Source organism: Stenotrophomonas bentonitica (genome assembly GCF_002887735.1).
Classification (GTDB): Bacteria; Pseudomonadota; Gammaproteobacteria; order Xanthomonadales; family Xanthomonadaceae; genus Stenotrophomonas; species Stenotrophomonas bentonitica_A.
The window spans coordinates 236,363-254,391 of sequence record NZ_PKQP01000003.1; the positions used below are offsets into that span (position 1 = coordinate 236,363).

Below are 18,029 nucleotides of genomic sequence, written 5' to 3' on the forward strand. Positions count from 1 at the left end.
CAACAGCCGGTACCTACCGGCCTTGTTATGCGTCGGGGTCCGGCGTTGCCGCTGGGTCACGCACCAGATGGATGTCCGTCGGTGCGGACAACGCGATCCCGGCGGCGGCAAACTTCTGCAGCATCGTGAAATACAGCTCGCTGCGTGCGCCGTACACCGCACGCGGGCCCGAGACGTAGGCGAAACTGTTGATCGCGATCTGCCCATTGGCGATCGAATCGATGAACACCGACGGTGCCGGGTCACTCAGCACGCCCGGGTGATCGGTGTATGCATCCAGCAGGATCTGCCGCAGCGCGGCCACGTCGGTGTTCAACGGCACCGAGAACTGGATCTGGATCCGGCCCTGCGCGTTGCCCATCGTCATGTTGCGGATGGTCTTGGTGATCAGCTCGGAGTTGGGCACGATCAAGGTGGATTTGTCGCCGACCTGGATCTCGGTCGAACGCACGCTGATCCGCTTGATATCCCCTTCCTGGTCGCCCAGCTTGACCCAGTCGCCTATCTTGACCGGCCGCTCGGCCAGCAGGATCAAGCCCGAGACGAAGTTCTGGGTGATCGCCTGCAGGCCGAAGCCGATACCCACCGACAGCGCACTGACCACCAGGGCCAGCTTCTCGAAGCCGATGCCCAGCGCGGTCAGGCCCCACAGCACTGCGGCGATGATGCCGAGATAGCGGGTGACGGTGCTGATCGAGTTGCGTGCACCGGCATCCAGTTCGGTTTTCGGCAAGTAGGTGTCGCTCAGCCAGCGCTGGAACGCCTGCATCACCGCCCAGACCACCAGGAACACCAGCACCGCGTACATCACGCTGCTCGGTCGGAGCGTGGTCTCGCCGATCTTCAGCCCGCCGGACAGCGAATCCAATCCCCCGAGGAAGGCGTTGAGGTTGCCGAACGGTGCGGCCAGCGCCAGCAGGCCGAGCACGATCACGCCCACGCGCAGCACCGCCGAGAGCAGCACGCCGGCCTGCTCCACCCGCGATTCGCTGAGCCCGGTGGTCAATACGATGGTCTGCCCGGCACGGCTGCTGGGCGCGAGCGCCCAGGTGGCCAGGTCATCGGCGAATTTGAGCAGCAGCGAGACGGCCATCAGCACCACCGCGCCCCAGACCAGCTGCTGGGCCACGAACAGCGCGAAGTTGAGATAGCCCAGCAGCGTGGCGATCACCGCCGCTGCCACGGCGATGTGGCCGGCCAGGCGCGCGAGCACGATCCAGCCGCTGCGGCGGGGCGCGCCGCGTACCTTGCCATCGCCACCAGCGCGGGGATCGGCACGTGCTTCGGCTTCGGCAGCTTCAGCCGCCTGGCGGTTGTGCATGCGCGCCAGCGAAACCAGGATCGCGATGATCAACGCCATGTACGTGAGCGCGATCAGCCCATCCACGGCCACCGTGGTGACTTCGCTGGTACGTGCCGCGCGGTCCAAGGCGACCAGCATGATGCTCAGCCAGGTCAGGCCGGCCGCGCCCCAGGCGTACTTGCGCAGGCGCCAGGCCGCGCTGTCATCCAGCGACAGCAGCCGCCACGACGGCCTCTTGGGCACCAGCAGGCAGGCACTGAGCGCGGCGATGAAGGCGGCCACGAAGGTGGCCACTTCGAAGGTCTGGGCCACCGACTGCAGGCGCGGCGGGATCGCGCCGATCGCATCCAGTGACTCGACCAGTGCCACCGCCGCCAGGCCGGGCAGCAGCGTGCCGACCAGCAGCAGCCACACCGCCAGCCCGGAGCGACGCAGGCGGCCATCCGGTGCGCGCTCGGAGGCAGCGAAGCGCCGGCCCAGCGCGCGCAGCCACAGCCGCAGCGGGAAGAACATCACCAGCGCCACGCCCAGGCCGATCAGCGGCGCGGTCCAGCCGTGCCGGGCGATCGCCTTGCGCGCGGCGTCCACGCCCATGTGGTACAGGATCGCCAAGCGATCCACATCGCCCGGCACATCCTTGGCGAAGCTGCGCCACAGCGCGGGCGACAACGGCGAGGCGACCTTGCGGGTCAGCTGTTCGCTGAACTGGGTGACCCGCATCTTCTCGATCCGCTCGCCGAGCTGCCTGGCGTCCACCGAAAGCAGCTTGGCGCGGGCGATTTGCGCGTTGATATCGGCCTTCTGCTGGTTCAGCGCCTTGCGCTGCCGGCTGACCTCCGGTGGCTCGACGGTACCTTCGGCCACCTCGCCCAGCTGCGACAGGCGCGCGTCCACCTGCTTGAGCTGCGGGTCCAGTGCACTCTGCAGGCCGTCCGCATCGCGCTGGACGGCCAGCGCGCGGTCGGACAACGCCTTGAGGGTCTCGGTGGTGGCCGCATCCTCCAGGTCGTCATTGATCGACCGGAAGGTTTTTTCGGCCTGGGCCAGCTGCTTGGCAGGGTCCGGATCCGGGTCGCCGGCCTGGGCCAGCGCGATCGGCGCGGCGCCGAGCCAGGCGAACAACAGCAGCCACGACAACGACCGCACCACAAACGAAGAATGACGAAGCGACACGCCAGCACCAACGGTTCGCGCGGACCACCGCGCCTGCCCGCGACTATAAACCGGGCCCCGTTCAGAACAGGTATGCGGCCCTCAGTACTTCAGGCGGAGCTCTTCGACCTGCGGCTGCAGGCGCGCGTACCAGTCCTGGAACTCTTCTTCGGTGATCTCCTCCGGCGCGTAGACCGCGATCTCGTCCCAGGCATGATCGGTCGGCAGCGGCTGCCGCGGCCCGGCACGCAGGGTATAGGTCACGCCCTCATGGTCGAGCACGTCGTCGGCGGTCTCCCGCTGCTGGCGGGCAAAGCCGGTTTCGCTCTTGAGCAGAATCACCTGGTACATCCGCATCTCCATCGCTGTTGAAAGAAGCGCTCATGGCGCCCCTGCCCAGCATAGCGCCGCCCACGCGGCCGGAGCATGACGCATCGACAACGCAGCGTTCTCGACGCCGTACTCGCCTCGGCTTCACCCGGCCGTGGCAGCAGGCCCGGCATCGTGGGATCGCATTCCCACCAGCCGTTGCCCATGACCACACATCCCGACCTGAAGACCGTTCCCGACCTCAAGCTGCCGCGTTACCTGGGCACCTGGTACGAGATCGCCCGCCTGCCCATGAAGCACGAGCCGGAAGGCTGCACCGATGTGTCCGCGCATTACAGCCTGAAGGACAATGGCCATGTCGCCGTGGTCAACCGCTGCCGCATGGGCAACGAGATCGAGGAAGCCGACGGTGAGGCCTGCCCGGTCGATAATGACACCGCGCGGCTGGAGGTCAGCTTCCTGCCGAAGGGCCTGCGCTGGCTGCCCTTCACCAAGGGCGACTACTGGGTGATCCAGATCGCGCCGGACTACAGTGTCTCGCTGGTCGGCAGCCCGGACCGCAAGTACCTGTGGCTGCTCTCACGTACCCCCACGCTCGATCGCACCACGCAGGAGCATTATCTGGCGCAGGCGCGGCTGCAGGGCTTCGACCTGTCCGAGCTGATCCAGACCCCGCATACCGGCCATCCCACCGCCTGAGGCCGCAATGGATCTGAAGAGCGGTTACCCGTTCTGGGCCGTGCGCAACGGCCTGATGCATGCGTTTCCACCGCTGGAGAAAGATCTCAACTGCGAGGTGCTGGTGGTCGGCGGCGGCATCAGCGGCGCGCTGATCGCCGACGAGCTGTGCGCGCACGGGCACGATGTGGCCCTGATCGAACAACGCGACATCGGCTGGGGCAGCACGGCGGCCAGCACCGCGCTGCTGCAGTATGAGATCGACACCCATCTCATCGATCTTGCCCAGCGCTATGGCGAAAACGCCGCCGTGCAGGCCTACCAGGCCTGTGCCGAGGCGATCCCGGCCATCTGCGCGGTGGCCGCGCCGTTCCGCGATGTGGATTGCCATCGCATGGCCAGCCTCTACTACGCGAGCAAGCGTGGGCATCAGGCCGTACTGGCCGAAGAATGCGCGCTGCGTGCCAAGCATGGTTTCGACGTGCGCTGGCTGGACAGCGACAGCGTCGCGGACGAGTACGGCATCCGCGCGCCGGGGGCGATCCTCAGCGCGCTCGCCGCACGCATCGATCCGTACCGGCTGACCTACCGCCTGCTGATGCGGCTGCACAAGCGTGGCTGCGGGGTCTACGACCGCACCGTGCTCGACACGCTCACCCCCACCGCGCGTGGCGTCACCGCCACCACCCTGGGCGGTGCACGCATCCGGGCCCGGCATGTGGTGCTGGCCACCGGCTATGCCGGACAGCGCTGGTTGAAGCCCTCGGTGGCCCGCAACCGCAGCAGCTACGCCTTCATCACCGACCCGATCCACCCGGATCTGCTCGGTCCGCTGCGTGAAACGATGGCCTGGGAATCGGCGCGCCCCTACCTCTACCTGCGCAGTACCGGCGAAAACCGGCTGCTGATCGGCGGCGAAGACGACGCCATCGATCTCCCGGCGCGGCGCGACCGGCGTGTGGAGAGCAAGACCGGCAAGCTGCTCAAGAAGACCGCCAAGCTGTTTCCGCACCTGCCGCTGCAGCCGGCCTTCTCCTGGGGCGGCACCTTCGCCGAGACCCACGATGGCCTGCCCTTCTTCGGTCCACACCCACAGTGGGGGCCGCGGGTGCTGTTCGCGATGGCCTACGGCGGCAACGGCATCACCTACTCCATGATCGGCGCCGGGCTGCTGCGGTCGCGGATCGAGCGCCGCCGGCATCCGCTGGCCGAGCTGTTCGGATTTGACCGGTTGGGCTGAGTTCCCCTTGCAACGCACGCCATGACAGGCATCATTCAAACTACGGCTGCTAGCGTCAGCGCTGTCGGCCGTCCCGCCTGTCTGCTCCGGAGCCTCTCATGATCCGCCTGCTTCCCCTGCTGCTGTGCCTGTCCCTGCCCGGTGTGGCGCTGGCCCAGTCTGCCGCAGGCGCCACCGGGCCGCAGTCCTCGACCGGGCTGGACCTGAGCATCCCGGACGCCCCCCTGCAGTACCTGAGCGATCAGTCGCTGCGCGGCGATCCGCCGGGCACGTTCTACGGTGACCGCACCGGCCGGCGTTCCACCGACCGGGCCGCCAACGGCATCGCCCACGTGACCGATGACAAACTGCGGGTCAACGGCAGCTTCACCACCGGCATCGGCTATTCCGAGAATTACGGCAACAGCCATTACAACGCGGCCGAGCTCAATCTGAGCAAGAACTACACCACGGACGAGGGCAACACCCGCAACGTCAACGTCAACATCCGGGTGAGCGAAGGCAAGGGCCCGGGCTTCTTCGGCCCGTACGGCTATGACAGTTTCGATGGCTACGGCGGCTACGGCCGTGGGCCCGGCTACTGGGATTACCCGGCGCGCTGGTAAGCGCTGCAGCGGTGGGGCACTCACGCGTACGGCCGGGGCAACCCGGCCGTTCGTGCATCCGTGCGCCGTGACGCGGGATCAGTCCCACCAGCCATCGCGCTTGCTGGCCAGTACGCGGCCATCGTGACCGCTCATACGCACTTCCACGCGCTGGTTGCGGGCATTGCGTGCATCCAGCGTCCAGGTGGCGCCATCGCGCTCGAGCGACTCGATCTGCGTCAGCCCGGCCTTGCCGGCCAGCGCCAGGATCTGCCCGGCATCCAGCAGCGCGCGGCCATCGCGCGGGTCGAAGATCTCACCCTTGGTGTCATCGATGATCACTTCATCGACGGTGCCGTCCTTGCGGGTCACATCCGCCTCCCACACGCCATCATCGTGCTCCAGTTCGTGCACCTGGGTGTACCCGGCCGCGCTGAGCTTGGCCTGCACCTGGGCGGCGGACAGGTTGGCGGCGAAGGCCGGGGTGGCGAACAGGGCGGCGGCCAGGGTGGTAGCGGCAATCATCGTCTTCATGGGAATCCTTGAGGGGGCGCCGGTCCATTCCGGCACCGCCAGTCTGGCCACCACGCCTAACCGGACCATGAGGGGCACTGTTAGATACTGTTTAGACATCCCCGGTATACCGGTGGCCTGCCCTTTGCCCTGCGTGCCCGCATGTCCGCCCTGTCCCTGATGCTGCCCCTGCTGTTGACCCTGGCCCCGCAGGACCCGATGCGGGTGCTCGACGGTGGCAGCCGCCAGCAGGACAGCGTGCGCCAGGCGGTCCGGCAGGGCCGTTTCGTCCCGCTGGAACAGGTGGTGGCCGATGCACTGCGGCGCTATCCCGGCAAGCTCATCGAAGTGGAGCTGGATGAGGACACCTACGAGGTCGAGATCCTCGGCCCGGACGGCGTGGTGATGGAGCTGGACTACGATGCGGCCACCGGCCGCCTGCTGAAAATGGAAAAAGACTGATGCGCGTGCTGCTTGCCGAAGATGACGCCCTGCTCGCCCGCCGCCTGCAGACGCTGCTGGAAGACGCCGGCTACGTGGTCATCCATAGTGCGGAGGGCCGGGACGCCGAGTACCAGGGCCAGATCGAAGACATCGCCGCGGCCGTGGTCGATCTGGGCCTGCCGGGCCTGGACGGGCTGAGCGTGATCGAGCGCTGGCGCCAGGCGGGCCGGGACTTCCCGGTGCTGGTACTGACCGCCCGCGCCCGCTGGCACGACAAACTGGCCGGCTTCGATGCCGGCGCCGATGATTATCTGACCAAGCCGTTCCAGCCCGAAGAGCTACTGCTGCGCCTGCGCGCCCTGATCCGCCGCAGCGCCGGTCATGCGCATCCGCGCCTGCAGTGCGGCCCACTGGTGCTGGACGTCAATGCCGGCCGCTTCGAGCTGGACGGTGCGCCGCTGGCGCTCAGCGCGCAGGAACACCGCATCCTCAGTTACTTCATGCATCACCCCGATACCGTGCTGAGCCGCGCGCGGCTGGGCGAGAACGTCTACGAGGACGGCTTCGATCCGGACTCCAACACGCTGGACGTGCTGATCGGGCGGATCCGCCGCAAGCTGGGCAGCGCGTTGATCCACACCCACCGCGGGCAGGGCTTCCGCCTCTCGGCGACGCCATGACCACCGGCTCGCTGCGCACCCGCCTGCTGGTGGCCGGTGGCCTGGGCCTGGTACTGGTCTCCGCGCTGGCCACCTGGTGGCTGGGCGCGATGTTCGAGCGCTCGGCACGCACCGCGATGGACGAGCGCCTGGGCAACGACCTGATCGCGGTGCTGGCACTGGCCGAGAGCGATGCCAACGGGCAGCTGCACTGGCGCGACACCCTGGCCGACGAGCGCTACCGGCGCGTGTTCTCCGGCGACTACTGGCAGGTGCTGGACGCGCAGGGCCGCCCGCTTGGGCAATCGCGCTCGCTGTGGGATGACGCGCTGGCCGCCCCGACCGCGCTGCACCCGGGGCCGGCGCAGGCCTTCGATGCCACCGGCCCGTTGAAGCAATCACTGCGCGTGCTGGCCCAGCAGGTGACCCTGCCGCGCGCCGCCGCACCGGTGATCGTCATGGTCGCCACCGACCGCAGCCAGCTGGATGCCCAGGTTGCCAGTTTCCGGCAGCGCACCGCACTGGCCCTGGCCGTGCTGATCGCACTGTGGTTCGCCGTACTGGTCACCCAGGTGCATTACGGGCTGCGGCCGCTGGCCGAACTGGGCCGCATCGCCGGACAGGTCCGCAACGGCGAGAACGTGCGCTTCCCGCAGCAGGGCCTGGTCAAGGAAGTCGCGCCGCTGGCCGGCCAGCTCAATGCGCTGCTCGATCACCACCAGCGCATGGTGGTGCGCGCCCGCCGCAGCGCCGAAGACCTCGCGCATGCGCTGAAGACACCGCTGACCGTGCTCATCACCGAAGCCGAGGGGGATGGCAGCGACTGGCGCCAGACCCTGCGCAGCGAGACCGCGCGCATGCAGGCCAGCATCGATCGTTACCTCGCTGCAGGCCTGGGCGCGGACAGCCAGCAGCGCACGCCGGTGGCGCCGGTGGTGAGCGCGCTGTGCGGGCTGATGCAGCGCGTACATGCCGCGCGCGGGCTGCGTTTCACGTGCGACAGCGAGGATGCCGCCGTGTTCGCCGGTGCGCGCGAGGACCTGGAAGAGATGCTCGGCAACCTGCTCGACAATGCCGGCAAGTGGGCCGCGCAGGCGGTGCGGGTGGACGTGGCACGGGACAGCAAGCAGCTACGCATCACCGTGGCCGATGATGGCCCGGGACTCCCGCCAGCGCAGCTGGAGCGCGTGCTGGAACGCGGCGTGCGGCTGGATGAGCGCGCGTCGGGCAGCGGGCTGGGATTGTCGATCGTGGCCGACATCGCCGAGAGCTACGGTGGCACGCTGGTCCTGGCCAATGACACGCCGGGGTTGCAGGCGACGGTGACGTTGCCGGCAGGCGGAGCAGCCACCGGGTAGAGCCGACCGTTGGTCGGCTGCTTTTCGCGAACACCCCAACGCGCCCAGGTGCGCGCCAGCTTGCCAGCATTAGAGCACCTGCTACGAACACCGGTCGGAGTCGGGCGCGTGGCGACGCGTTCTTCTCCACGGCGCCCCCCTGCCTGTCATGCGCGCATCCACCAACAATCAATGGCATCCAGCACGATGTGGATGATCAGTCCGATCCCGAACAGGCGCGTCTTCTTCGGTACGCACAGCCCCGCATACACCGCGATCGCCGGGGCGGTGTGCAGTGGATGGAACCCGATGCTGCAGCGGTTCGGGGCGTAGATCGGATCGGCCAGCAGGTGGTCCAGATCGATGATCCAGCCCAGCAGCATCAGCACCCAGGCGGACAGGAAGCGCTTGCGCCAGAACATCCACGCCAGCAGCGCGGGGACGGCCGCATGCAGGAACAGATGAAAGATCGCGCGCGCGCTCATGCCGGTGTCGGGTGCCTTGCAAAGACCGCCGGGCAATGCCCGGCGTTACGGACAGCCGGGTGCGGCCCGAAGGCCGTCACCCGTAAACGCTGGCTCACGTCAGCGGCTCGTCGGACAGGTAGGTGTAGCCGGTCAGGCCGGCCTCCAGTGCCTCGGACAGTTCCTGCGCGCGCTCGGGCGAGAGCTTCGCCGCCGCCACGCGCTCGGCATAGCTCGCCCGCAGATCGGCCAGGCTGTAGCCCACGTAGTCGAGCATCACATCGGTGGTGTCACCGCGGCGCTGCTGGGTAATCGCGTAGCCATCGGCATCGGCCAGCACTTCCACCGCATCCGTGTCGCCGAACAGATTGTGGATGTCGCCCAGGATTTCCTGGTACGCACCGACCATGAAGAACGCGATGCGGTAGCTTTCGCCCGACTTCAGCGCATGCAGCGGCAGCGAGGTGTCCAGGCTCTCGTTCTCGACATAGGTTTTCACCATGCCGTCCGAATCGCAGGTCATGTCCGCGATGATGCCGCGGCGCTCGGGCTGCTCGTTCAGGCGCTCGATCGGCACGATCGGGAACACCTGGTCGATCGCCCAAGCATCGGGAATCGATTCGAACACGCTGAAGTTGACGAAGTACTTGTCCACCAGGCGTTCGTTCAACTCGTCCAGCGCCGGGCGATGGCTCTTCTCGTCATAGCTCAGGCGGGCACGCACGGCATGGGCGATGGCGTAGAACAGGTCATCGATGCGGGCGCGCTGCGGCAGGTCGATCTGGCCCAGGGCATAGCTGGCAAGGCCTTCGGCATGGAAATGCTGCGCTTCCTGGAACAGCTCCACCGCCGGGCGCTCGTCGAGCTCGGCGTGGATTTCGCGCAGGTGGCGGATCGCCGCCGGCTCGTCGTCGTGCTGGTCCGGCACGCGCCCTTCCTGCGCCTCTTCCACTTCGGAAACGTTGGCGATCAGCACCGCGTGGTGCGCAGTCATCGCGCGGCCGCACTCGGTGACGATCCGCGGCGGGGTCAGGCCGTGTTCTTCGCAGGCATTGGCCAGCGGCTGCACGATGTTGCTGGCGTAGGAGTTCAGGCCGTAGTTGATCGAGCAGAAGCTGCGCGAGCGGGTGCCTTCGTAATCCACGCCCAGGCCACCGCCGACGTCCACGTGGGTGATCTTCGCGCCCAGGCGCGACAGTTCCACGAAATAGCGGGTGGCTTCGCGCATGCCGTTGGCGATGTCGCGCACGTTGGAGATCTGCGAGCCCATGTGGAAATGCAGCAGGCTCAGGCAGTCGGCGTATTCGGTATCGCGCAGCGACTTCCACAGGTCCAGCAGCTGGCGCGGCGAGAGGCCGAACTTGGCCTTGTCGCCGCCGCTGTTCTGCCACTTGCCCGCGCCCAGCGAGGCCAGGCGCATGCGCACGCCGAGGCCCGGCTTCACGTCCAGCGCCTTGGATTCCTCCAGCACCAGCTTCAGCTCGGAGGGCTTCTCGATGACGATGAAGGTCTGCAGGCCCAGCTTGCGGCCGATCAGGGCCAGGCGGATGTACTCGCGGTCCTTGTAGCCGTTGCAGACGATCAGGCCACCCGGGCGCGACAGCGCCAGCACGGCCATCAGCTCGGGCTTGCTGCCCGCTTCCAGGCCGAAGCCCTCGCCGTGGTGGCTGGCCAGGGTGCCGGCCACGCCGCGGTGCTGGTTGACCTTGATCGGGTACACGGCGGTGTAGCCGCCCGGGTACTCCCAATCGGCCTGGGCCTGCGCGAACGCGGCCTGCAGCTTGCCCAGGCGCTGGCCCAGGATGTCCGGGAAGCGCACCAGCAGCGGCAGCTTGGCGCCGGCCTCGCGGGCGGCGTCCACGATCTTGGGCAAGGACACCACCGGGCCGTCCTGGCCAGTCGGTCTCACCACCATGTGTCCTGCCTGATCCACGTCGAAGTAACCATCCGCCCAATGCGGAATCGAGTAGGTCTTGCGGGCTTGGTCGAGGGACCAATCGGTCATTTCAGTGGGCCTGGTTGGTAAAAAAGGGGGTGCATGATAACGCCTATGTGGCGACAGCTCCGTTATCATGCGCGCCCGCGCCCGTGCTCAGGCTTGAAACCTGAACGGGCCAACCCGTCCGGACGTGGCTTGCGCCACGCGGCACCGCCGCCAGCCCGGCTCCACCACCCTTCCGAACAGGACTGCTTCTCCATGACTGACAACAACAACTGGTACATCGAACACTTCGAGCGCACCGGCTCGGCCATCGGCTACCGCCTGACCGGCAAGCTGGATGAAGTGCAGTCGCCGTTCCAGAAGATCGAGATCTTCGCGACCACCGACTGGGGCAACCTGATGACCATCGATGGCGCCATCATGTTGACCAGCAAGGACAACTTCTTCTATCACGAGATGATCAGCCACCCGGTGCTGTTCACCCACGCCGCGCCCAAGCGCGTGGTGATCATCGGCGGCGGCGACTGCGGCACCCTGCGCGAAGTGCTCAAGCACACCGGCGTGGAGAGCGTGACCCAGTGCGACATCGATGAGCAGGTCACCGTGATGGCCCGCAAGCACTTCCCGGAGCTGTGCGATTCCAATGACGACCCGCGCGCCGAGCTGTTGTTCGACGACGGCGTGGCCTACATGGCCAACTGCCCGGCCGGCAGCGTGGATGTGGTGATCGTGGATTCGACCGATCCGGTCGGCCCCGGCGAAGGCCTGTTCAACAAGGCGTTCTACGAGAGCTGCTTCAAGGCCCTGAAGGACGACGGCATCCTGGTGCAGCAGTCCGAGTCGCCGCTGATGCAGCTGGACCTGATCAACGAAATGCGCACCGAGATGGGCAAGGCCGGCTTCGGTTCGTTCAAGACCCTGCCGTTCCCGCAGCCGTGCTACCCGACCGGCTGGTGGAGCGTCACCCTGGCCCGCAAGGGCGAGAGCAGCTTCGACTTCCGCCAGGCCGATTCGGCTGGCAAGGCGTTCGAGACGCTGTACTACACCGCCGCGCTGCACACCGGCGTGCTGGTGACGCCGCCGTTCGTGGCGGCGGCCCTGAAGGGCTGATCGAAGGCGTGCCGACCAACGGTCGGCACCTACCGGTTCGCCAACAAGAAACCCGCGCTGGCAGCAGCGCGGGTTTTTTGTTGTTCCGTCACCGGGTAGTGCCGGCCGCTGGCCGGCAACCCCCTGAACCCCAAGGCCTCAGATCGCCCAGATCCCAGCAATCACCGCCACCACCAGGCCCCACTTGATCACCTGGTAGGCCACCACGCTGCGCTCGCGCAGCGCCTTGGCCTTCAGCCGCACCTTGTAGACGCTGCCGAAGGCCTTGTTAACGCCACCGGTCGGGTCACCCGGCAGGTTTGGCGAGGCGCCACCGGCCAGCAGCGTGGACGCCACCGCGCGGTTGAACAGGCCCGGCAGGCCGAAGCGCAGCGGGCGGGCGATGTCGCAGAACAGGATCACGCGGTCGTCCGGCGTCTCGTTGTGCGCGTGGTGGATGTAGGTCTCATCGAACATCATCCACTCGCCATCACGCCAGCTCTTCTTGATGCCATCCACCACGATGTAGCAGCCATCGTCGTTCGGCGTGGCCAGGCCCAGGTGCAGACGCAGCGAGCCGGCGAAGGGATCGCGGTGCGGGCGCAGTTCGCTGCCCGAGGGCAGCTGGGCGAACATCGCCGCACGCACGTCCGGCAGTGATTCCAGCAGCGCGGTGGTCTTCGGGCACAGCGCCTTGGCCGAGGGGTGCGAGGGGCCGTACCACTTCAGATAGAAGCGCTTCCAGCCGCGACGGAAGAACGAGTTGAAGCCGGCATCGTTGAACGTGCTGGACGCAGCGATCTTGTCCGCGTCGCGCAGGGCCAGCGCTTCGTCGCGGATCATCTGCCAGTTCTGGCGCAGCGGCTCGAGCTGCGGGAATTCCTTGCCCGGGTCCAGGAAGGGCGTGGTCGGCACCTTCGAGAACGCATACATGATCACGTTGATCGGGGCCATGAAGCTTGAGTGGTCCAGCAGCTGGCGCGACCAGCGCGCGCGCACCTTGCCGCGGTAATGGATGTACAGCACGCAGGCGATGAACAGCCCTGCCAGCACGATCTTGATCATCAGTCTTCCTCCGGCACAGCCGGACCCGAAATGGTGGGGGCGATGCACGGAAGTGACCGGCACCGATACGGCGGCAGAGGGCGGGGACGTGCCGGAGAGGGGCGGCCGCCGATGTCGCGAACAACAGCATATGGTCCGCAGCGCCTGCGTCGCGGTCAAGCACAGGCTGGGCGATGTTCAGCGCCGGGTGACCCATGCAACCGCCTGCTGCGTTGGACGCACGGAAGCGTTGCCTGCCCCGCACTCCCCGGTGATCGCTGGCAACCCGCTGATATAGAACGAAATTATTCCAAACGATACAAGATTGTCCGCTTCAGCGTGACGAACTGTTCCACGCCGGGCGACGACATTTCTCCGACATCATCTGGATTCGTGTACTGGTGAGTACTAAAATTAACGAAATCTTTAGTTCCCACGATAAGCAGCACCGGTACGCCTGACGCATTGCGCCGACCGCCGGGTCGCACAGACCCCTATGAACACAATTGTTGCCTCGTGTGTCGATGACACCGCCCCCGCCGAGCTGCTCAAGCGCGGCGAACGCCTCCTGGAACCCGACGTCTACCGGACCTGCCTCAATGGCCAGCCGGCCGTGGTCAAGGATTACACCCGCTATCGCGGCACCCCGCTGTCGCCGATCGCCCGCCTCTTGGTCCGCCGCGAGGCGCGCATCCTGCAGCGCCTGAGCGGCTGGAAGCACGCGCCGGCCCTGCTCGGCACCATCGGTGGCCTCGCCCTGGGCATGGAGTTCATTCCCGGCCAGACCCTGAGCGCGGCCCAGTCGGTCGGCATCGAGGTCTTCGAGCAGCTGCAGTACGCGCTCACACGCCTGCATGCCGCCGGCATCACCCACAACGATCTGCATGGCACCAACGTGATGGTCAGCGGTGGCGTGCCGGTGCTGGTGGATTTCACGTCGGCCTGGCGCAGCCCGCGCTGGCTGCCGGTGCACCCCGTGTCGCGCCAGCTGCGCCGCAGCGACATGAAGAACCTGCTGAAGATGCGCCAGCGCCTGACCGGCGAGCGCCCCAGCGCCTCCGAGGCGGCCCAGGTGGCCGACCCGCGATGGGTCGCCGGCGTACGCGTGGCCTGGAAGCGCTTCTACCGCTGGTTCAAGGGCCACGCCTGACAGCGCGCGCCCGTGGGCAGGCCGGCGCGTTACAGCGCGTCGGCGTCCAGCTCACCGGTGCGGATGCGCACCACGCTGCCCAGGTCGTACACGAAGACCTTGCCGTCGCCGATCTTGCCGGTGCCGGCGGCTTTGACGATGGCTTCCACCACCTCCTCGACCTGGTTGTCGACGACGGCCACCTCGATCTTCACCTTGGGCAGGAAGTCGACCACGTACTCCGCCCCGCGGTAGAGCTCGGTGTGGCCCTTCTGCCGCCCGAAGCCCTTGACCTCGGTGACCGTGATCCCGGTGACGCCGCGCTCGGCCAGCGCTTCGCGCACGTCGTCGAGCTTGAACGGCTTGACCACCGCCATGACCATCTTCATCCGTCTGCACTCCTTTCTTTCAGGCTGCGAGGATAACGCCTGTCCGCCGGTGAACGCGATGCGCGCGGTCAGTGCCGCCGGCAGCGTGGCGGCTTATCCTTAGCGTATACCCCGCGGAGCCGCAGCATGATCGACCTCAACCATCTGGATGACCTCGCCCGCCGCCTGAGCGACATGGTCCCGCCGGGCCTGCGCCAGTCGCGCGAAGAACTGCAGGCCACCTTCAAGACGGCGCTGCAGGCCGGGCTGGGCAAGCTGGACCTGGTCACCCGCGAGGAATTCGATGTGCAGCGTGCCGTGCTGCTGCGGACCCGCGAGAAGCTGGAGGCGCTGGAGAAGGCGGTGGCCGAGCTGGAAGCGCGTGGCGGTTCGGCTGCGCCGCGCGAGTAAGCCGGGCTTGCGCTGACGCGCGTCAGGCGTCCTGCAGCACGAACCGCTCGATCGCCAGCGCCACGCCGTCCTCGGCGTTGGTCGCGGTCTCGAAGCGCGCCGTCTGCTTGACCGCCGGAATCGCGTTGCCCATGGCGACGCTGGTCCCGGCGAACTGCAGCATGGTCAGGTCGTTCTCCTGGTCGCCCACGGCCATCACGTTGGCCCGGTCCACGCCCAGATGCGCGGCCAGCTTCTCCAGGCTCGGCCCCTTCCCGGCCCGGTGGTCGAACACCTCGAGGAAGAACGGCGCGCTCTTGAGCACCGCGAAGCGGGCGGTCAGTTCCGAGGGCAGGCGCTGGATCGCGGCATCCAGCACCGCGGGTTCGTCGATCATCATCAGTTTGATGAACTGCATGGCCGGGTCCATGTCCTCGACCCGGCGATACGACAGCGGCACGTTCGACAGGTGCGAATCGGCCACGGTGTAGTGGCTGATGTCCTGGTTGGGCGTGTACATGCGCCGGCCATCGAGCGCCTGGAAGTGGATACCGAGTTCGCGTGAGATCCGCTCACAGAACACGAAGTCCTCGAAGCTCAGCGGAAACTCGACCACGCGCTGGCCGTTGCCGATGTTCTGCACCAGCGCGCCGTTGCAGGCGATGCAGTAATCCTGCTCGCCGTGGATACCCAGCTGCTGCAGGAACGGCGCCATGCCAGACACCGGTCGGCCGCTGGCCAGCACCACCTGCACGCCCTGCGCGCGGGCGCGGGCGATGGCCTGCATGACCCGGGGCGTGAGCGTGTGTGCGGGATCGAGCAGGGTCCCGTCCATGTCGATGGCGACCAGTTCGATGGGGCCGGAGCGGTGGTGCATATCCATGGTGTTCGACGGCGTGGTGCGTGGGGGCATCCAGTCTAGCGGGAGTGCCTGGACACTGCGCCAACGTTTGCCTACCCCACGGCGGGGCAAGCGCTGATGGATTGCGGTCTCCGTGCCCTGCCATTGTTCCTGGCATGCCGCAGACCCCGGAAACAACCGCATGAGCCTCGCGCTGGTGCACAGCCGTGCCCGCGCCGGTGTAAAAGCCCCCGCCGTGCGCATCGAAGTATTCCTGTCCGGCGGGTTGCCGCACACCCAGATCGTCGGGCTGCCCGCTGCGGCCGTGCGGGAGTCGCGCGACCGGGTGCGCGCCGCGCTGATCTGCGCGCGGTTCGAGTTTCCCCAGCGGCGGATCACCATCAACCTGGCCCCGGCTGATCTGCCCAAGGAAGGCGGCCGATTCGATCTGGCCATTGCGCTCGGCATCCTCGCCGCCAGTGGCCAGATCGATGCGCAATCCCTGAACAGGTACGAATTCCTGGGCGAGCTGGCCCTCACCGGCGAGCTGCGCGGTGTAGACGGTGTCCTGCCTGCCGCGATCGCAGCCGCCGGGGATGGCCGGAGCCTGATCGTGGCTGCGGCCAACAGTGAAGAGGCGGCGTTGGCCCAACATGCCGACGTACGCATCGCACGCACTCTGCTGGAAGTCTGCAGCGCCCTTGAAAGCGGCACGCTGCCACCGGCTGTGGCCGCCGCCACGGTGCCGGTCAGCATTCCCGACCTGCGCGATGTGCGCGGGCAGCTGCAGGCGCGCCGGGCGCTGGAAGTGGCCGCCGCCGGCGGGCATCACCTGTTGCTGCTTGGCACGCCGGGCTGCGGCAAGACGCTGCTGGCGTCGCGTCTGCCCGGCATCCTGCCCGCGGCCAGCGAGCTCGAGGCCCTGGAAGCGGCGACCATTGCCTCATGCAGCGGTCAGGGCATTGATGCGGGGCGCTGGCGGCAGCGGCCGTATAGGGCGCCGCACCATACCGCCAGCGCGGTGGCGCTGATCGGCGGCGGCTCGCATCCCAGGCCAGGCGAGATCTCGTTGGCACACAACGGGGTGCTGTTTCTGGATGAGCTGCCCGAATGGAGCCGGCACGCGCTCGAGGTCATGCGCGAGCCGATCGAATCCGGGGTGGCCGTGGTCAGCCGCGCGGCAAGGACGGAGCGCTTTCCCGCGCGGTTTCAGCTGGTTGCGGCGATGAACCCCTGCCCGTGCGGCTGGGCGGGCGATCGCAGTGGCCGCTGCCTCTGCAGCGAAGAGGTGATCCAGCGTTACCGGGGGCGGGTTTCCGGGCCCTTGATGGACCGCATCGACCTGCATGTCGAGGTGCCGCGGCTGGACCCGCGCGAGCTGCGCGATGACGCGCCGCTGGGCGAAGACAGCGCGAGTGTTCGCGCCCGGGTGGTGGCCGCGCGGGACGTGCAGCTGCTGCGCAGCGGAAAGGCCAATGCCCAGCTGCTGCCGTTCGAGCTGAGCGCGCATTGCCGGTTGTCGCGGGAGGATCAGCAACTGCTGGAGGACGCCGTGGAGCGACTGCAGCTGTCAGCGCGCTCGATGCATCGCATTCTGCGGGTGGCGCGGACGTTGGCGGATCTGGGGCATGCCCAAGACATCGAGACCGCGCATGTGGCGGAGGCGATCGGGTATCGGCAGTTGGATCGGGGTGGGGGGACGTGATGCGGCACAAGCCGGCGAAGTCCGAGCCATCAGCTTGCCGGTAGCCGGCAAAGCCGTCAGGCGGCTAAGCGGCTAAGCGGCTAAGCGGCTAAGCGGCTAAGCGGCCACAAGATTCACATCGAGCCTGAATCTGTCACTGAGGGTACCGTCCACGAAGTGCACGTTTCTGGTCGCCTTCAGGGCGAGATCAGGATCATGGGTGACCATGATGATTGTGGCGCCGCCAGCGTTGATCTCCTGCAGCAGCTCCATGACAGTTCCCGCCATCTCGGCGTCCAGATTGCCTGTTGGCTCATCCGCCAGCAGGAGCCGCGGGCGGCCAGCCAACGCTCGCGCGATGGCTGCGCGCTGCTGCTGTCCACCAGACAGTGCTCGCGGAAAGTGATGCATCCGGGAGCCGAGGCCGACACGCTGCAGTACGCGGATGATTCTTTCAGTGCGCTCTTTCACGCCGAGTCCGCGATACCTCAAGGGCACATCGACATTGTCGTAGAGTGTCAGATCAGGGATCAGATTAAAGCCCTGGAAGATGAAACCAACCTTTTCATTCCTGATCCGACTTCGATTGCCGTCACTGAGTGTGGACACATCCCGGCCATCGAGCGTGTACGTACCCGTCGTCACACCCTCCAAAAGACCAGCAATGTTGAGCAATGTGGACTTGCCAGAGCCCGAGGGACCGGTGACAGCGAGGAACTCCCCTTCGCCTACGTGAAGGTCAACCTCCCTCAAGGCATGCGTTCGCACCTGTTCGACCTGAAAGACCTTGCTCAATCCCTGCATTCTCAACATCTTCCACCTCGCGCTTTAGGGAGAC

General features: G+C 67.1%; 19 protein-coding genes. 10 read left to right on the forward strand and 9 right to left on the reverse strand.

What is annotated here, in order from left to right:
• Positions 1-25: 25 nt before the first annotated feature.
• Positions 26-2,431 carry a DUF3772 domain-containing protein gene (locus C0R07_RS08205; protein ID WP_167390342.1) on the reverse strand — a complete coding sequence of 802 codons (2,406 nt, stop codon included), beginning with the start codon at positions 2,429-2,431 and terminating at the stop codon, positions 26-28.
• A 126-nt stretch (positions 2,432-2,557) separates the two neighbouring features.
• A complete protein-coding gene (locus C0R07_RS08210; protein ID WP_026070111.1) occupies positions 2,558-2,806 on the reverse strand; it encodes a hypothetical protein in 249 nt (82 codons plus the stop codon).
• A 183-nt stretch (positions 2,807-2,989) separates the two neighbouring features.
• On the opposite strand from C0R07_RS08210, the gene C0R07_RS08215 reads away from it, so the two are divergent.
• The 3 genes from C0R07_RS08215 to C0R07_RS08225 all read left to right on the forward strand — a co-directional run bounded on the left by C0R07_RS08215 (position 2,990) and on the right by C0R07_RS08225 (position 5,308).
• Positions 2,990-3,484 (forward strand): lipocalin family protein, encoded by a 495-nt coding sequence (locus C0R07_RS08215; RefSeq protein ID WP_046273045.1) that lies wholly within the window; start codon positions 2,990-2,992, stop codon positions 3,482-3,484.
• A gap of 7 nt (positions 3,485-3,491) precedes the next feature.
• Positions 3,492-4,703 (forward strand): NAD(P)/FAD-dependent oxidoreductase, encoded by a 1,212-nt coding sequence (locus tag C0R07_RS08220; protein WP_102788630.1) that lies wholly within the window; start codon positions 3,492-3,494, stop codon positions 4,701-4,703.
• A gap of 98 nt (positions 4,704-4,801) precedes the next feature.
• Positions 4,802-5,308, forward strand: coding sequence for a hypothetical protein (locus C0R07_RS08225; protein ID WP_102788631.1), 507 nt, complete (start codon positions 4,802-4,804; stop codon positions 5,306-5,308).
• 78 nt (positions 5,309-5,386) lie between these two features.
• On the opposite strand, the gene C0R07_RS08230 is transcribed toward C0R07_RS08225, so the two are convergent.
• Positions 5,387-5,821, reverse strand: coding sequence for a PepSY domain-containing protein (locus C0R07_RS08230; RefSeq protein WP_254427809.1), 435 nt, complete (start codon positions 5,819-5,821; stop codon positions 5,387-5,389).
• Positions 5,822-5,962: 141 nt separating this feature from the next.
• Between C0R07_RS08230 and C0R07_RS08235 the strand changes: the two genes are divergently transcribed.
• Genes C0R07_RS08235 through C0R07_RS08245 form a run of 3 tightly spaced genes read left to right on the forward strand, consistent with a single transcriptional unit; the run spans position 5,963 to position 8,261 of the window.
• Complete coding sequence (locus C0R07_RS08235; protein ID WP_019185265.1) at positions 5,963-6,262, forward strand: PepSY domain-containing protein; 300 nt, start codon at positions 5,963-5,965, stop codon at positions 6,260-6,262.
• Positions 6,262-6,924, forward strand: coding sequence for a response regulator transcription factor (locus C0R07_RS08240; protein ID WP_019185264.1), 663 nt, complete (start codon positions 6,262-6,264; stop codon positions 6,922-6,924). Before C0R07_RS08235 ends, C0R07_RS08240 begins: the two co-directional genes overlap by 1 nt.
• A complete protein-coding gene (locus C0R07_RS08245; RefSeq protein ID WP_102788632.1) occupies positions 6,921-8,261 on the forward strand; it encodes a sensor histidine kinase in 1,341 nt (446 codons plus the stop codon). Before C0R07_RS08240 ends, C0R07_RS08245 begins: the two co-directional genes overlap by 4 nt.
• A 146-nt stretch (positions 8,262-8,407) precedes the next feature.
• On the opposite strand, the gene C0R07_RS08250 is transcribed toward C0R07_RS08245, so the two are convergent.
• Together C0R07_RS08250 and speA are read right to left on the reverse strand one after the other, a co-directional pair.
• Complete coding sequence (locus tag C0R07_RS08250) at positions 8,408-8,725, reverse strand: DUF6122 family protein (protein ID WP_070426137.1); 318 nt, start codon at positions 8,723-8,725, stop codon at positions 8,408-8,410.
• 94 nt (positions 8,726-8,819) lie between these two features.
• Positions 8,820-10,709 (reverse strand): arginine decarboxylase, encoded by a 1,890-nt coding sequence (gene speA / locus C0R07_RS08255; RefSeq protein ID WP_070426138.1) that lies wholly within the window; start codon positions 10,707-10,709, stop codon positions 8,820-8,822.
• A gap of 192 nt (positions 10,710-10,901) precedes the next feature.
• Between speA and speE the strand changes: the two genes are divergently transcribed.
• On the forward strand, positions 10,902-11,756 hold the full coding sequence (gene speE / locus C0R07_RS08260; RefSeq protein ID WP_102788633.1) for a polyamine aminopropyltransferase: 855 nt from the start codon (positions 10,902-10,904) through the stop codon (positions 11,754-11,756).
• Between the two features lie 138 nt (positions 11,757-11,894).
• Here the strand turns inward: speE and C0R07_RS08265 are convergent, their stop codons facing one another.
• Positions 11,895-12,800 (reverse strand): aspartyl/asparaginyl beta-hydroxylase domain-containing protein, encoded by a 906-nt coding sequence (locus tag C0R07_RS08265; protein ID WP_070472400.1) that lies wholly within the window; start codon positions 12,798-12,800, stop codon positions 11,895-11,897.
• A 475-nt stretch (positions 12,801-13,275) separates the two neighbouring features.
• Here C0R07_RS08265 and C0R07_RS08270 point away from each other — a divergent pair, with 475 nt between their 5' ends.
• The gene (locus C0R07_RS08270) at positions 13,276-13,929 is read left to right on the forward strand and encodes an RIO1 family regulatory kinase/ATPase (RefSeq protein WP_070426140.1); all 654 of its coding nucleotides are present in this window, start codon (positions 13,276-13,278) and stop codon (positions 13,927-13,929) included.
• 29 nt (positions 13,930-13,958) lie between these two features.
• Here the strand turns inward: C0R07_RS08270 and C0R07_RS08275 are convergent, their stop codons facing one another.
• On the reverse strand, positions 13,959-14,297 hold the full coding sequence (locus tag C0R07_RS08275; protein ID WP_070472404.1) for a P-II family nitrogen regulator: 339 nt from the start codon (positions 14,295-14,297) through the stop codon (positions 13,959-13,961).
• A gap of 126 nt (positions 14,298-14,423) precedes the next feature.
• Between C0R07_RS08275 and ubiK the strand changes: the two genes are divergently transcribed.
• The gene (ubiK, locus tag C0R07_RS08280; protein ID WP_102788634.1) at positions 14,424-14,687 is read left to right on the forward strand and encodes a ubiquinone biosynthesis accessory factor UbiK; all 264 of its coding nucleotides are present in this window, start codon (positions 14,424-14,426) and stop codon (positions 14,685-14,687) included.
• A gap of 22 nt (positions 14,688-14,709) precedes the next feature.
• Here ubiK and yidA read toward each other — a convergent pair whose 3' ends face one another.
• Positions 14,710-15,549: a sugar-phosphatase gene (gene yidA, locus C0R07_RS08285; RefSeq protein ID WP_102788635.1), complete on the reverse strand. Its 840-nt coding sequence runs from the start codon at positions 15,547-15,549 to the stop codon at positions 14,710-14,712.
• 160 nt (positions 15,550-15,709) lie between these two features.
• Here yidA and C0R07_RS08290 point away from each other — a divergent pair, with 160 nt between their 5' ends.
• Positions 15,710-17,212 carry a YifB family Mg chelatase-like AAA ATPase gene (locus C0R07_RS08290; RefSeq protein WP_102788636.1) on the forward strand — a complete coding sequence of 501 codons (1,503 nt, stop codon included), beginning with the start codon at positions 15,710-15,712 and terminating at the stop codon, positions 17,210-17,212.
• Between the two features lie 96 nt (positions 17,213-17,308).
• Here the strand turns inward: C0R07_RS08290 and C0R07_RS08295 are convergent, their stop codons facing one another.
• Positions 17,309-18,004, reverse strand: coding sequence for an ABC transporter ATP-binding protein (locus C0R07_RS08295; RefSeq protein ID WP_102788637.1), 696 nt, complete (start codon positions 18,002-18,004; stop codon positions 17,309-17,311).
• Positions 18,005-18,029: the final 25 nt, after the last annotated feature.